The organism is Rehaibacterium terrae (assembly GCF_014202935.1).
Lineage (GTDB): Bacteria > Pseudomonadota > Gammaproteobacteria > Xanthomonadales > Xanthomonadaceae > Rehaibacterium > Rehaibacterium terrae.
Window position 1 is genome coordinate 1 of sequence record NZ_JACHHX010000027.1, and the last position, 14850, is coordinate 14850.

At 68.3% G+C, this 14850-nt stretch carries 10 protein-coding genes; 5 read left to right on the forward strand and 5 right to left on the reverse strand.

All coding sequences use genetic code 11. The features are described 5' to 3' along the window. Positions 1 to 284 precede the first annotated feature (284 nt). Positions 285 to 854 carry a dCTP deaminase gene (gene dcd, locus HNQ58_RS12805; protein WP_183949321.1) on the reverse strand — a complete coding sequence of 190 codons (570 nt, stop codon included), beginning with the start codon at positions 852 to 854 and terminating at the stop codon, positions 285 to 287. 108 nt (positions 855 to 962) lie between these two features. Continuing rightward, positions 963 to 2048, reverse strand: coding sequence for an iron-sulfur cluster carrier protein ApbC (apbC, locus tag HNQ58_RS12810; protein ID WP_183949322.1), 1086 nt, complete (start codon positions 2046 to 2048; stop codon positions 963 to 965). Positions 2049 to 2262: 214 nt separating this feature from the next. Here apbC and HNQ58_RS12815 point away from each other — a divergent pair, with 214 nt between their 5' ends. The 5 genes from HNQ58_RS12815 to rsxB all read left to right on the forward strand — a co-directional run bounded on the left by HNQ58_RS12815 (position 2263) and on the right by rsxB (position 10808). After that, complete coding sequence (locus HNQ58_RS12815) at positions 2263 to 5166, forward strand: TonB-dependent receptor domain-containing protein (protein ID WP_183949323.1); 2904 nt, start codon at positions 2263 to 2265, stop codon at positions 5164 to 5166. 148 nt (positions 5167 to 5314) lie between these two features. Further along, positions 5315 to 7345 (forward strand): alpha/beta hydrolase family protein, encoded by a 2031-nt coding sequence (locus tag HNQ58_RS12820; protein ID WP_343057320.1) that lies wholly within the window; start codon positions 5315 to 5317, stop codon positions 7343 to 7345. 138 nt (positions 7346 to 7483) lie between these two features. After that, positions 7484 to 9571: a methionine--tRNA ligase gene (gene metG / locus HNQ58_RS12825; RefSeq protein ID WP_183949325.1), complete on the forward strand. Its 2088-nt coding sequence runs from the start codon at positions 7484 to 7486 to the stop codon at positions 9569 to 9571. A gap of 93 nt (positions 9572 to 9664) precedes the next feature. Beyond that, on the forward strand, positions 9665 to 10246 hold the full coding sequence (gene rsxA / locus HNQ58_RS12830) for an electron transport complex subunit RsxA (protein ID WP_183949326.1): 582 nt from the start codon (positions 9665 to 9667) through the stop codon (positions 10244 to 10246). 13 nt (positions 10247 to 10259) lie between these two features. Continuing rightward, positions 10260 to 10808: an electron transport complex subunit RsxB gene (gene rsxB / locus HNQ58_RS12835; RefSeq protein WP_343057321.1), complete on the forward strand. Its 549-nt coding sequence runs from the start codon at positions 10260 to 10262 to the stop codon at positions 10806 to 10808. A gap of 20 nt (positions 10809 to 10828) precedes the next feature. On the opposite strand, the gene HNQ58_RS12840 is transcribed toward rsxB, so the two are convergent. Genes HNQ58_RS12840 through mutL form a run of 3 tightly spaced genes read right to left on the reverse strand, consistent with a single transcriptional unit; the run spans position 10829 to position 14503 of the window. Beyond that, positions 10829 to 11725, reverse strand: coding sequence for a TraB/GumN family protein (locus tag HNQ58_RS12840; RefSeq protein WP_183949327.1), 897 nt, complete (start codon positions 11723 to 11725; stop codon positions 10829 to 10831). 50 nt (positions 11726 to 11775) lie between these two features. Continuing rightward, complete coding sequence (locus HNQ58_RS12845; protein WP_183949328.1) at positions 11776 to 12684, reverse strand: DUF1684 domain-containing protein; 909 nt, start codon at positions 12682 to 12684, stop codon at positions 11776 to 11778. Positions 12685 to 12694: 10 nt separating this feature from the next. Beyond that, positions 12695 to 14503, reverse strand: coding sequence for a DNA mismatch repair endonuclease MutL (mutL, locus tag HNQ58_RS12850; protein WP_183949329.1), 1809 nt, complete (start codon positions 14501 to 14503; stop codon positions 12695 to 12697). Positions 14504 to 14850 lie beyond the last annotated feature (347 nt).

Genomic DNA, 14850 nt, shown 5'->3' on the forward strand with positions numbered 1-14850 from the left:
CGGGCGCCACAGGGATGTGTGCTCGCGAGGCACCGTCCGAAGCCGCGTTGGGCAAGCAAAGAAAAGTAACCCGGCCGCCGGCAGGCGGACGGAACATCCGGCCTGAAAGGCCGGCCAAATCGCGACAAACCCACAGGCGCACGAAACCCCAGCACGTAGCGCCGGCGCGACCGCGGCGAAACCAGCCCACGCGTGCAGGAGCGGCGTAAGCCGCGACCGGCAAACCGTCGTGCGGGCCAACCCCGTTCGCGGCTTACGCCGCTCCTCCACCTGCCAAAGATGCGTCAGGTCCTGGGCAGCGTGACGCCGGTCTGGCCCTGGTACTTGCCGCCGCGGTCGCGGTAGCTGGTCTCGCAGACCTCGTCGGACTGGAAGAACAGCATCTGCGCCACGCCCTCGCCGGCGTAGATCTTGGCCGGCAGCGGCGTGGTGTTGGAGAACTCCAGCGTCACGTGCCCCTCCCACTCCGGCTCCAGCGGCGTCACGTTGACGATGATGCCGCAGCGCGCGTAGGTGCTCTTGCCCAGGCACACCACCAGCACGTCGCGCGGGATGCGGAAGTACTCCACCGTGCGCGCCAGCGCGAACGAGTTGGGCGGGATGATGCACACGTCCGAGTCGATGTCGACGAAGCTGCCACTGTCGAAGTTCTTCGGATCGACGATGGTCGAGTTGATGTTGGTGAACACCTTGAACTCGCGCGCGCAGCGCACGTCGTAACCGTAGCTGGAGGTGCCGTAGCTGACGATGCGGTGGCCGTCGGCGGCGTGCTTGACCTGGCTGGCCGCGAACGGCTCGATCATGCCGTGCTGCTCGGCCATGCGGCGGATCCACTTGTCGCTCTTGATGGTCATGGGCGGTCGCTTGGGTGTGCTTTGCGGGTACGGGAGGCCAGAGGGGAAATCAGGGAGCAGGCGGGAGCGCGCACCGTTTTTCCGGTTACCGGCTCCCCGTTTCCGCTCTCACGTGTTCTGAATGACGATGTTCGGAAACCCGATCTGCTTGTTCTTCGCCTGCAGCGACAGCCGGGCGGCGGTGCGGCGTGCAATCTCGCGGTAGGACTGTGCCACGGGCGAATCCGGGTCGGCCACCACGCTGGGCGCACCGCCGTCGGCCTGCTCGCGGATGCGGATGTCCAGCGGCAGCGAGCCCAGCAGCGGCACACCGTACTGCTGCGCCATGCGCTCGCCGCCGCCGGCGCCGAACACGTGCTCGGCATGGCCGCAGTTGGAGCACACGTGCACGGCCATGTTCTCGACGATGCCCAGCACCGGCACCTCGACCTTCTCGAACATCTTCAGGCCCTTCCTGGCATCGAGCAGGGCGATGTCCTGCGGCGTGGTGACGATCACCGCGCCGGACACCGGCACCCGCTGCGCCAGGGTGAGCTGGATGTCGCCGGTGCCCGGCGGCAGGTCGATGACCAGGTAGTCCAGATTCTCCCAGCGGGTCTGGGTCAGCAGCTGCTGCAGTGCCTGGGTGACCATCGGACCGCGCCAGATCATGGCGGTGTCCTCGCCGACCAGCAGCCCGATCGACATCACCTGCAGCCCGTGGCCGAGCTTGGGGAGGATGGCCTTGCCGTCCGGGCTGTCCGGGCGCCCTTCCAAGCCCAGCATCATCGGGATGCTCGGGCCGTAGATGTCGGCATCGAGGATGCCGACCCGAGCCCCTTCCGCCTGCAGCGCCAGCGCCAGGTTGACCGCGGTGGTGGACTTGCCGACGCCGCCCTTGCCCGAGGCCACGGCGATGATGTTCTTCACCTCCGGCAGCGGGGTCAGCCCTTTCTGCACCTGATGGGCATACACCCGCGAGGATACCTGCACGGTCGCCGCCGACACCTCCGGCAGCGCCTCGATGGCGTCCTTGGCCTGCGCGGCGAGCACGGCGTGCCAGCCGGCAGCCGGATAACCGAGCTGGATTTCGACCGCGACGCGGTCGCCGTCGATGCCGATGCCGCGGATGGCCGACTCGCCAAGCGGCTGACCGGTATGCGGGTCTTCCAGCGCGGCCAGGGTCTGGCGGATGCGTGTTGCTGGCTCGGTCACGTCCGATCGATTCCTGAACGGGGGGCACGAGTCTAGCCGATGTCGCCCCTGCCATCGGCCCCCAGAGGCCCCGCATTCGGGGGTGGGGGGCTCGCAGCCGCCAATTGTGGAGATATCGTTAAACCGTTGTTATTCTCCGGTTCAGGTCGCGATCGGGCATCCCCGGACGCCCCTTGGTGACCTGCCTCATCAAATACACAGGGATCGCCCAGACATGCACAATCCAGTCGTGCTCCGTCGCAGCGCGCTGGCGCAGGCTCTTGCCCTCGCCATCGCCCTGCCGCTCGCGCCGGCCGTGTTCGCCCAGAACGCGGCGCAGGCAGATCGGGAAGAAACCCAGGAAGAGAAGAAAGAAGAAGCCCAGACCCTCGACAAGATCACGGTCACCGGCTCGCTGATCAGCCGGTACGGCTTCGACTCGGTCTCGCCGGTCCAGATCATCACCGCCGACACCAGCACCACGGTCGGCCAGCTGGACACCACCACCATCCTGCAGACCACCAACGTGGCCTCGGGTTCGACCCAGATCAGCAACCAGTTCTCCGGCTTCGTCATCGAGGGCGGCAACGGCGTGCAGACCCTCGCGCTGCGCGGCCTGGGCGCGAACCGTACCCTGGTGCTGCTCGACGGCCGCCGCCCCGGCCCGGCCGGCACCCGCGGCCAGGTCGGCGCCTTCGACCTGAACGTCATTCCCAGCATCATCCTGCAGCGCGCCGAGATCCTGAAGGACGGCGGTGGCTCCATCTACGGCTCGGACGCGGTGGCCGGCGTGGTCAACCTGATCACCCGCAAGAACGTCGATCGTCCCGAGCTCAACGTCGACGCCAACCTGCCGTTCGAGAGCGGCGGCTCCCGCTTCAACGTCTCCGGCGCCACCGGCTGGAACTTCGACAACGGCAGCGTCGTGGCCGCCTTCCAGTACTACCAGATGCAGCCGCTGCAGGTCGGTGACCGCGACTTCTTCCGCTGCAACCACGACCTGGTGCGCGACGCCAACGGCAACCTCCTGCCCTTCGAGGACCGCTCGATCACCCGCGGCACGCCCAACGAGGGCTGCATCAACTTCGGCATCATCAACGCCGTCGACGACCTGACCCTGCCGGCCGCCAACCGCCGCTACGGGCCCTCCCCCGATGGCGTGCAGCAGGGCCCGATTCCGGGCTACCGGCTGGTCCGCGTGGTCAACGCTAACCCGGCGGCGGGTACCCCGGCCTTCTACGAGCAGCAGTTCTACCTGGATTTCCAGAACGAGGCCCACATCTTCTCGGCGCAGGAGCGCCTGAGCGTATTCACCGCGGCGGACTTCAGCTTCGACCGGGTCGACTGGAGCGGCCAGTTCCTCTACACCAACCGTGAAACCCGCTCGCGTCGCTTCCGCCAGTTCTTCCCGGTGGTCGACGCCCGCCCCTACGGCTTCAATGGCCTGGCCCGGCCGATCATGCCGTTCCGTTCGGACCAGAACATCGACGTCGACTTCTACTATCTGTCCTCGAGCTTCCGTGGCGACTTCGGCAGTGACAGCAGCTGGACCTGGAACTTCGACACCACCTTCTCGCGCTCGGACGGCAAGTACAGCTCGCTGGGCATCGACCGCGACCGTACCGGCGACCTGCTCACCTCGCCGGACCGTCGCCCCAACCCCACCGTGCCGATCAACTACTTCGACCCGCGCATCCTGAGCGGCGAGGGCATGGAGGCGCTCACCGACGCGATCGGCCAGTGGCATACCGGCAACACGGTCTATGACCAGTTCGTGGTCAATGCCACCACCAGCGGCGACCTGTTCCGCATGCCGGCGGGCATGGCGGCCGGCGCCATCGGCGCCGAGTTCCGCCGGATCTCGATCAACGACACCCCGAGCGATCTGGAACGCACCGGTGGCCTGTGGGGTCAGAGCTCGGCGATCGGCACCAAGGGCAAGGACTACGTCTACGAGACCTTCGGCGAGATCGAGCTGCCGCTGCTGGCCGGCCTGCCGGGCGTCGAGGAGCTGACCTTCAACGGCTCGGCGCGCATGTTCAAGTACGACACCGTGGCCGATTCCGACTACGTGTGGAAGGCGGGCCTGGGCTGGCAGATCGTGCCCTCGGTGCGCCTGCGCGCCACCAACAGCACCTCCTACCGCGCTCCGGGCCTGTACGAGCTGTTCCTGGGTGACCAGACCGGCTTCCTGGGGCAGCTGCAAATCGACCCCTGCGTCCGCTGGGGCGAGAGCAGCAACCCCAATATCCAGGCCAACTGCGCGGCGGCGGGCATTCCGGCCGACTATGACGGCCTCGGCTCCTCGGCGACGATCGTCACCGGCGGCGGCCTGGGCGTGCTCAAGCCGGAGACCTCGAAGGCCTTCACCGCCGGCATCGTGTTCACTCCGGCCTTCGCCAACCTGAGCATGTCGGTCGACTACTTCAAGATCCAGGTCAACGACCAGATCGACCGCCTCGGCGCGGCCAACATCGTGGGCAGCTGCTATGCCCTGCCGGTGTTCCCGAACGCGTTCTGCAACCTGTTCACCCGCAACCCGGGCAACCTGCCCACCGGCGCCTACAACATCGCCACGGTGCGCGACTCGTACATCAACATCAACAAGCAGGTCAATCGCGGCTACGACCTCAACGTGCGCTGGGACGGCGACTTCTCGTTCGGCAAGATCGAGCTGGAGAGCCAGGTCACCTACACGATCGAGGACCTGCAGTTGCTGTTCGACAGCGCCGAGCCCAGCGGTTACGAGTCCGATGACCTCAACGGCATCGTGACCCGTCCGAAGCTGGTCGGCAACCTGCGCTCGGCCTTCAAGCGCGGCGACTGGACCTACACCTGGTTCATGCGCTACGTGGACTCGACGGAGAACTTCTTCGTCAACCCGATCGCCTCCTACCGTGGCACGCCGAACGCCGTCTACGACATCAAGGCGGAGTCGCGCCTGTACCACGGCCTGTCGGTGCGCTACCAGGCCGACAAGTGGAACATCCTGGTCGGCGTGGACAATCTGTTCGACAAGGATCCGCCGACCATTTCCAACGGCGGCGGCTCCACCCGCTACGGTACGATTCCGGCGTTTGCGACGCAGTACGACTGGTTCGGTCGTTCCGCGTTCTTCCGCTTCGGCTATCGCTTCTGACGGCGGGACAGCGGCAAGACGGAGACGGCCGGGGAAACCCGGCCGTCTCCTTGTAATCTGACCGACAATGCGCGACGGGCTGCCTGCGCTGGCTCGCCGCACCCAGAGCAGCCTTGGTCTTTGCAACTGCACGCGAGGAGCAGCAACCGTGACACGAGCTTCATGGACCGTCGCACTGGCGGCATGCGCCCTGATACTGGCGCCGCGGGCGGCCGATGCCCGCACTCCCATTCCCATCGAGACGCTGGCCGAAGCGCCCAGGATCCAGTCGATCTCGATGAGTACCGACGGCAAGAACATCGTCGCCGTGCTGGGCATGCCCGGCACCGGGGCGCTGGAAACCTCGCTGGCGACCTGGCAACTCGACGACCTCGACAAGGGGCCGACCATCACCGCATCCGGCGACCGGATGAAGTTCATCGCCGCCACGGCGATGAAGGCCGACCGGATCTTCGTGGTCGCCCGCCAGGAGTGGACCGGCGAGCTCGCCGGCTGTGGCGAAGGCAAGACCACAGGCAATACCAAGACCTTCGTCACCAAGGCCTATCTGACCGACACCAGCCACAAGTCCTTCGCCGAAGCCTTCGCCGACAACACCCGCAAGCTCGGTATCAGTCAGGCCACCCAGCGCTGCCTGGAGCTGGCAGGCACCGCACGGCTGGTCAGCGGCCTGCCGCTGGATCCGGAAAACGTCGTCATCGCACAGCTGGATACGCTCTCTTTCCGCGACCACTACTACCTTTACAACCTGCGCACCAACGAAACCAGGCTGCTCTTCCGCGCCGGCGGCCGCACCCAGCCCGGCATGTTCGATCCGCGCATCGGCGAGGTACTGGTCCGCACACAGATCGAACCGGTCGGCGGCGACTTCGAAATGCGGATCTTCATCCGCAACCCCGACAGCGGCCAGTTCGAACAGCACGACGGGCTGACCACCAGGCTCAGCGAGCGTTACACCCTCAATTTCGCCGGCATCGACGAAGCCAGCGGCAAGTACTACATCCTCACCGACCTGTTCTCGGATCGGCTGCAGGCTCACGTGTACGACCCGAAGATCCGCCAGTTCGATCCCGAACCGCTGGTCGCGCATCCCGAGCTCCCGGTCTCCGGCCTGATCCTGGGCTCGCGCCCCAGCGACTTCAATCGCGTACTCGGCTTCACCGTCTCGGGCATGGTGACGCAGACGGTCTGGGTGGACCCGAACCTGCGGGCGATCCACGAAGGGCTCAAGCAGGCCTTTCCCGGCCAGAGCGTGAACATCCTCAACTACACCGACGACCGCTCCAAGCTGCTGTTCGCAACCGAGAGCCCGAAGCACCCGCCGACCTACCACCTGCTGCTCGATGGCAAGCGCATGGCGACGCTGGGCAGCGAGCGCCCGGGCATCGATCCGGACAGCATCGGTGAGCAACGCTGGGTGACCTACCCGGCCCGCGACGGCCTGCAGATCCCCGCCATCCTCGACCTGCCGGCCGGCTGGAGCAAAGAGCAGGGCCCGTTGCCGACCGTGATCCATCCGCACGGCGGCCCCTGGTCCCGCGACTTCGGCGACTGGGATGCCACCGGCTGGGTGCCGTTCTTCACCTCCCGCGGCTTCGCCGTGCTGCGCCCGCAATACCGCGGCACGGCCGGGCTCGGCCGCCAGCTCTGGCTGGCCGGCGATGCCGAGTGGGGCCAGAAGATGCAGGACGACAAGGACGATGGCGCGCGCTGGCTGGTCGAGCAGGGCATCGCCGACCCCAAGCGGCTGGTGATCTTCGGCTATTCCTACGGCGGCTTCGCCGCGGCGGCCGCGGTGGTCCGTCCCGACAGCCCTTACCGTTGCGCCATCTCCGGCGCCCCGGTCACCGATCTGGCGCGGCTCTCCAACCGCTGGGGCGAGAGCCGGCTGCAGCGGATCCTGCAGGGCCGGACCGTGAAAGGCATGGACCCGATGCGCAACACCGACAAGGCCAACATCCCGGTCCTGCTCTACGTCGGCGATCGCGACGTGCGCACCCCGGCCTTTCATGCCCGCGACTTCTACAATGCGGTCAAGGGCAAGGTGCCGGCCCGGTTCGAGCTGATTCCGGACATGCCGCACAGCCTGCCCTGGTATCCGCGCCACCAAAAGCAGACCCTGAGCCTGATCGAGTCCTTCCTCGGCTCGGAATGCGGTCTGAACGGCACGGGCAGCTGAGCCCGCACCGGCAGATCCGCAGCATTCCGTCACTCCGAAGCCCGGCCGCGCGCCGGGCTTCGTCTTTGGATGTCAGCGGACCACTGCCCGACGGCGCCCGATCGGCGATAATTTCGCCTTCGTCCCAAGTCCCATGCCATGACCTGCCTCGCTCCCGCCCTCGTCACCTGTGCCCTGCCCTATGCCAACGGCCCCCTGCACATCGGCCACCTGGTCGGCTACATCCAGGCCGACATCTGGGTACGTGCCCGGCGCATGGAAGGCGGGATCACTCATTTCGTCTGCGCCGACGACGCCCACGGCACGCCGATCATGCTCGCCGCCGAGAAGGCCGGGATGGCCCCGGAGGATTTCATCGCCGGCATCCAGGCCGGCCACGAGCGCGACTTCGCCGACTTCGGCGTCGCCTTCGACCACTACCATTCCACCCACTCGGACGAGAACCGCGCGCTGGCCACGCAGATCTACCTGGCGTTGCGTGACGGCGGCCACATCGCGCGCCGCTCGATCCAGCAGCTCTACGACCCGCTGCGCGGGATGTTCCTGCCCGACCGCTACGTCAAGGGCGAGTGCCCCAACTGCGGCGCCGCCGACCAGTACGGCGACAACTGCGAGGTCTGCGGCAAGGCCTACGCGCCGACCGACCTGAAGAATCCGCGCTCGGCGGTGTCCGGCGCCGTGCCCGAGTTGCGCGACTCGGAGCATTTCTTCTTCGAGCTGGGCAAGTTCGAGGGCTTCCTGCGCGACTGGCTGGCCGGCGACGTCGCCCATCCGGCGGTCAAGGCCAAGCTGATGGAGTGGGTGGAGAGCGGACTGCGCGACTGGGACATCTCGCGCGATGCGCCCTACTTCGGCTTCCCGATCCCCGATGCGCCGGGCAAGTTCTTCTACGTCTGGCTGGACGCGCCGGTCGGCTACCTGGCGAGCTTCAAGGCGTACTGCGAAAAGCGCGGCCTGGACTTCGACGCGTTCCTCACCGCCGGCAGCACGACCGAGATGCACCACTTCATCGGCAAGGACATCATCAACTTCCACGGCCTGTTCTGGCCGGCGATGCTGCACGGCGCCGGCCTGCGCACACCTACCGCGCTGCACGTCAACGGTTACCTCACCGTCAACGGCGCCAAGATGAGCAAGTCGCGCGGCACTTTCATCCAGGCCCGCACCTGGCTGGAACACCTGCCGCCCGAACCGCTGCGCTACTACTTCGCCGCCAAGACCGGCGCGGGCGTCGACGACCTCGACCTCAACCTCGAGGACTTCACCGCCCGCGTCAACGCCGACCTGGTCGGCAAGTTCGTCAACATCGCCAGCCGCTGCGCCGGCTTCATCACCAGGCGTTTCGACGGCCGACTCGCCGCGGAACTGCCCGAGCCTGCCATGTACGCCCGCTTCGTCGGCGCGCTCGACGAAGTCCGCGCCAGCTACGCCGAGGGCGAATACAGCCGTGCCATACGCCAGGTGATGGCACTGGCCGACGAGGCCAACCGCTACATCGACGAGAAGAAACCGTGGGTGATCGCCAGACAGGACGGCAGCGACGCCGAGCTGCAGGCGGTCTGCACCCAGGGCCTGAACCTGTTCCGCGTGCTGGCCGCCGGGCTCAAGCCGGTGCTGCCGGCGACCGTCGCCAGGGCCGAAGCCTTCCTCGATGCACCGCTGACGCAGTGGAGCGAGGTTGCCACCCCGCTGCTCGCGCACACCATCAACCCCTTCGAGCCGCTGATGACGCGGATCGACCCCAAGCAGATCGACGCAATGACCGAAGCCAGCAAGGAAACCCTCCAGCCCACCGGCGCCCCCGGGGGCGCGGCGGAAGCCGCGACCGCACCTGCCAGCGCCACCGCCAAGCCGGTCGCGGCTTCCGCCGCGCCTACGGAGAGCAGCGGCGGCGCGACCATTTCCATCGACGACTTCGCCAAGCTCGACCTGCGTATCGGCAAGGTGCTGGCCTGCGAGTTCGTCGAGGGCTCGGACAAGCTGCTGCGCTTCGAGCTGGATGCCGGCGAACTGGGCAGGCGCCAGATCTTTTCCGGCATCCGCGCCGCCTATGGTGAGCCGGAGAAGCTGGTCGGCCGCCATGTCGTGTTCATCGCCAACCTCGCCCCGCGCAAGATGCGCTTCGGCGTGTCCGAGGGCATGATCCTGAGTGCCGGAAGCGGCGGCAGCGAGCTGTTCCTGCTCGACGTGGACGACGGCGCGCAGGCCGGCATGCCGGTGAAGTGACGCAAGCGGCCAAGCGGTGAGTGGAACCCACGGCCGGGATGTGCCCACCGCGCTGGCCGCCCGCCACTCACCGCTTCACGCGGAGCCCGAGAGATGAGCGACCTGTTCCTGCTCCTGATCGGCACGGTCCTGGTCAACAACTTCGTGCTGGCCAAGTTCCTCGGGCTGTGCCCGTTCATGGGCGTGTCGAAGAAGCTCGACTCGGCCTACGGCATGGCGCTGGCCACCGGCTTCGTGCTGACACTGTCGGCCGCACTGAGCTATCTGGTGCACCGCTGGCTGCTCGAGCCGCTCGAACTCGACTACCTGCGCACACTCAGCTTCATCCTGGTCATCGCCGCGGTGGTGCAGTTCACCGAGAGCGTGATGAAGAAACAGAGCCCGCGCCTGTACCGCGTGCTGGGCATCTTCCTGCCCTTGATCACCACCAACTGCGCGGTGCTCGGCGTGGCCCTGCTCAATGTGCAGGCACGGCACAGTCTGTTCGAATCGGTGGTGTACGGCTTCGGCGCGGCGCTGGGCTTCGGGCTGGTCCTGGTGCTGTTCGCGGCGATGCGCGAGCGGCTGGACGCCGCAGACGTGCCGGCCAGTTTCCGTGGCGCGCCGATCGCGCTGACCACCGCCGGGCTGATGGCGCTGGCCTTCATGGGCTTCTCCGGGCTGGTGCGGAGTTGAAGCGGTGAGCGCCGTGCTGGTCATGGTCGGGCTGGCGCTGGCGTTCGGCGCGGTACTGGGCTGGGCGGCGCTGCGCTTCCGCGTCGATGCCGATCCGATCATCGACCAGATCGACGCCATCCTGCCGCAGACCCAGTGCGGGCAATGCGGCTATCCCGGCTGCCGCCCCTATGCCGAGGCCATCGCGGCAGGCCAGGCCGACATCAACCAGTGCCCGCCCGGCGGCGAGGCCGGCATCAAGGCGCTGGCCGCGCTGCTCGGCCGCGAGCCCAAGCCGCTGGACGCCGAGCACGGCGTGGAAAAACCGCCGGTGGTCGCCTGGATCGTCGAAGAGGACTGCATCGGCTGCACCAAGTGCATCCAGGCCTGCCCGGTGGATGCCATCATCGGCGGCCCGAAGTCGATGCACACGGTGATTCCGGAGCTGTGCACCGGCTGCGAACTGTGCCTGCCGCCCTGCCCGGTCGATTGCATCGAACTGCGGCCGGTGAAGGTCGACGCCAGAACCTTCCGCTGGCCGAAGCCGGCGCGGCGGATTCCTTCGGTGCTGGTCGGCGAGTGATGCCTCGCCTGCGCTAGCCCTCAGCGGCAGGGATCACAGCCGATCCGCTCCACGCGCAGCCCCGTCTCGCGCAGCAGCGCCGGCAATCCGTCCTCGCCGATCAGGTGCAGCGCGCCGACCACCACCAGCACGCGCTGGTCGCCGTCGACATACTGCCGCACCCGTGGCAGCCATTCGCGGTTGCGGTCGGCGTTGATGGCCCGGTAGACCTCGGGATACGCGGCCAGCTCCTCGCCGATGTAGGCGACAAGGCCGGCCTCGTCGCCGGCACGCCAGAGGCGATGCAGGCGGCGGGTGCTCTCCGGGTCGCGCGCCTGTTCCAGGGTACGGACCAGCATCTCCTCCTGCACGGCGGGCGACAGCCCGTCGAACACGGCGATCTGCTGCTCGCCGCGCTCAAGCCCGGCGGTGGCCTTGCCGGCGGCCTGCGCGCGCTCCATCAGATGACGGTCCAGGCCCAGGTCCGGCCGGAAACCGGCACGCTGCACCTCGCCCATCACGATCACCAGCGACACCATCCACGGCTTCATGCGCTCGAAGAAGGCCGGCTGCATGCCGCTGCTCGCGCCGTAGTCGGCCAGCAGGGCCCAGGTGGATTCGGCCACCAGCCCGCGCAGGGTCTCAGGGCCGGCCAGCATGCCGGCCTGCACCATCCGCTGCGCCAGCGCCGGCGACATGGCCTCCTGCGGATCGAGCTCGAACACCACCTTGTCGGCGCGCGCGAAGATCTCCTCGACGACCGGCGCCAGCGGATAGTCCTCGGGCGTGAGCAGGTGCATCGAGCCGAGCAGGTGCACCCTGTCGCCGACCTGCCACAGCATCGGCACCGGCGGCTCGGCGCGGGCGACGGCCAGCGTGACGACGAACAGCAGCAGCGTGAACAGGCTGCGGGTGACGGCGGTGATCGTGGTGTGCATCCTTGCGTCTCCTGGACTGCGGGTGTGATGGGCGGCGTGCCGGTCCGGGCTCATTCGGTCGGACCGGTGTACTTCTTCTCGCCTGCCGTAACGGCCAAGTCAAGCCGGTTTTCCGGCGGCGGCAGCGGGCAGGTCGAGTGCGCGTTGAAGGCGCAGGGCGGATTGTAGGCGCGGTTGAAGTCGAGCACGGTACGTCCCTGCTCCGGCCACGGCGCGTACAGGAAGCGGCCGGCGCCGTAGGTCTCGCGGCCGTTGGTGCGGTCGGCGAAGATCAGGAACAGTTCGCCGGTCCCCTCGTCGAGCGCCTCAAGCCGGTGTTCGCGGCCGTCCACCGTGAACACCACCGCGCCCGGATTCGGCATCGGGTCGATGCTGCCGGTGACGTTGGCGATGGCGATGGTGCGCCCTGCCGGATGCGCCTCGAAGCGCGCCTGGACGCGCCAGGCCGGATCGATGGCGTAATGCGCGATGCCGGCGAAACCGACCCGTGGATTGGCACGGGCGTCGCGCACACGCAGCGCGTAACGGCCGCTGCGCCGGATCAGCAGGAAGCTCGCCTCGCCCGCGTCGAAGGACACCACCGTCGGTTCGCCGAGGTTGTCGGGCACCAGCGTGAATTCCTCCGCCTGCGGCAGCCCGCCGACCACGATGCCGGCACCTTCGGCGGGCGCGAAACGCGCATGGTCGCCTTCGAGGGTCAGCGTGCCCAGCCGGGCCGGACCGACCGCGAGACGGATCGCGTTGTCGGCATCGCTGCCCACCGTGTGCGTCCCCGGCTCGACCCAGTGCAGGCCGACCAGCGACAGCCAGCCGTCGGGCCGGCGCAGTCTTTCCTCGCGCTCGCCGCGCCAGGCTTCGATCTCGGCGCGATGGGCGGCGGCATCGATGGCCGGCGGCGGCGGTTCGGCCGAGCAGGCGGCGAGCACGAGCACGGGAAGCATCGGCAACAGGCGGCGCATCGGACCTCCTTCAGCGGCCACGCAGGAACAGCTTGTCGAGGTCGGCCATGCCCAGTTGGACCCAGGTCGGACGGCCGTGGTTGCACTGTCCGGAGCGCTCGGTGGCCTCCATGTCGCGCAGCAGCGCGTTCATTTCGGGAACGGTCAGGCGACGGTTGGCGCGCACCGAGGCATGGCAGGCCATGGTCGCCAGCAACCCGTTGCGCTCCTGCTCCACACGGCGACTGCCGCCATGCTCGATGAAGTCGGCCAGCACGTCGAGCACCAGTTGCCGCACATCCACGCCGTCGAGCAAGACGGGGATGCTGCGTACCGACAGCGATTGCGGGCCGCTGCGCTGCAGCTCGAAGCCGAGCGAAGCCAGCGCGTCGGCGTGTTCCTCGGCGGCATCGGCCTCGCGCTCACTCACCGCCAGCGACAGCGGCACCAGCAGCGGCTGGGCACGGATCCCTTCGCCCTCTTGTGCGCGCTTGAGCCGCTCGTAGGTGATGCGCTCGTGCGCGGCGTGCATGTCGACCAGCACCAGTCCGTGCGCATTCTCCGCCAGCACGTAGACGCCATGCAGTTGGGCCAGCGCATAGCCCAGCGGCGGAGCCTCGCCCTCGGCCTCCCCCTCGGCCTCACCGGCGGCCGGCAGCGGCGCGGTGGCGATGGACGCCGCCACCGCCGGCGCGCCGTAGAGCGCGGCATAGTTCGCCACCTGCTCGCGCACCGACAGGCCCAGCCCGCCCTGCTGCGGCGCCGGCGCCCAGGCCGCGCGCGTCGCAGCGGACGGAACCGCCGGCAAAGGGGCCTTGGCTTCAGCAGTGGCGACGGCCCCGGCACGGGTGTCCGCCAACGCCTCATGCAGGGTGCGGAACACGAAATCGTGCACCAGCCGGCCATCGCGGAAGCGCACCTCGTGCTTGGCCGGATGCACGTTCACGTCCACCCGGCGCGGATCGAGCTCCAGGAACAGCACGAAGGCCGGATGGCGGCCGTGGAACAGCACGTCGGCATATGCCTGCTTCACCGCGTGCGCGACGACACGATCTCGCACGGCGCGGCCGTTCACGTAGAAATACTGCTGATCGGCGCTGGAACGCGAGGCCGTCGGCAGACCGACCCAGCCGTGCAGGCGCAGCCCGGCGGCGGCGTGATCCACCCGAAGGCACTGCCGCGTGAAATCCTCGCCCAGCGCCTCGGCCACACGCGCCAGCGGATCGGCGCCCTCGCGCAGCGGCCGGTAGTGCCGCAGCAGGCGGCCGTTGTGGTTGAGCCGCAGCTCCACCGACGGCCGCGCCAGCGCCAGGGACCGCAGCCATTCCTCGATGTGGCCGAGCTCGGTGCGCTCGGCGCGCAGGAAACGCCGCCGTGCCGGCACGTTGTAGAACAGATCGCGCACCTCGACCGTGGTGCCGGCCGGATGCGGATGCGGAACCACCTCGCCGACGCGCCCGCCGTCCACTTCCAGACGTGCGCCGTGTGCGGCGTCGGCGGTGCGCGAGATCAGCGCGAACCGGCTCACCGAGGCGATCGAAGGCAGCGCCTCGCCACGAAAACCCAGCGTGGCGACCTGTTCGAGGTCGTCCAGCGTGGCGATCTTGCTGGTGGCATGGCGCGACACCGCCAGCGGCAGCTCCCCGCTGGCGATGCCGCCGCCGTCGTCGCGGATGCGGATCAGGCGGATGCCGCCTTCCTCCAGGTCGATGTCCAGCCGGGTGGCGCCGGCATCGAGGGCATTCTCGACCAGTTCCTTGACCACCGACGCCGGCCGCTCGACGACCTCGCCGGCGGCGATCTGGTTGACGAGGACGTCGGGGAGCTGGCGGATCGGCACGACGCGGACTCACGACAAGGGAGCCGCGATGATAGCAATGGGCGAGGCCGGGGACCGGCAGCACCACGCATGCTGCCCGGTCGCGGCTCACGCCGCTGCTGCAACGCACGGGGCTGGGTTCTCGCGCTCGTGCCGGCGCTTTGTGTCGGGATTTCGTGCGTCTGTGGGTTTTTGTGCGATCTGGCCGGCGCTACGCGCCGAGGTTTGTACGCCTGCGGGTTCGTCGCGATCTGGCCGGCGCGTTGCGCCGGTGGTTCCGTCCGCCTGCCGGCGGCCGGGTCACTTTCTCTTGCTTGCCCAAGAGAAAGTGACCAAAGAGAAGGGCACCCCAGGTGCTCGCGCCCTCC

Bases quoted from the DNA above. Each gene is read 5' to 3' on its own strand.
- HNQ58_RS12815 (WP_183949323.1), top strand. From the start codon at position 2,263: ATGCACAATCCAGTCGTGCTCCGTCGCAGCGCGCTGGCGCAGGCTCTT.
- HNQ58_RS12845 (WP_183949328.1), bottom strand. From the start codon at position 12,684: ATGCGCCGCCTGTTGCCGATGCTTCCCGTGCTCGTGCTCGCCGCCTGC.
- dcd (WP_183949321.1), bottom strand. From the start codon at position 854: ATGACCATCAAGAGCGACAAGTGGATCCGCCGCATGGCCGAGCAGCAC.
- HNQ58_RS12840 (WP_183949327.1), bottom strand. From the start codon at position 11,725: ATGCACACCACGATCACCGCCGTCACCCGCAGCCTGTTCACGCTGCTG.
- metG (WP_183949325.1), top strand. From the start codon at position 7,484: ATGACCTGCCTCGCTCCCGCCCTCGTCACCTGTGCCCTGCCCTATGCC.
- rsxA (WP_183949326.1), top strand. From the start codon at position 9,665: ATGAGCGACCTGTTCCTGCTCCTGATCGGCACGGTCCTGGTCAACAAC.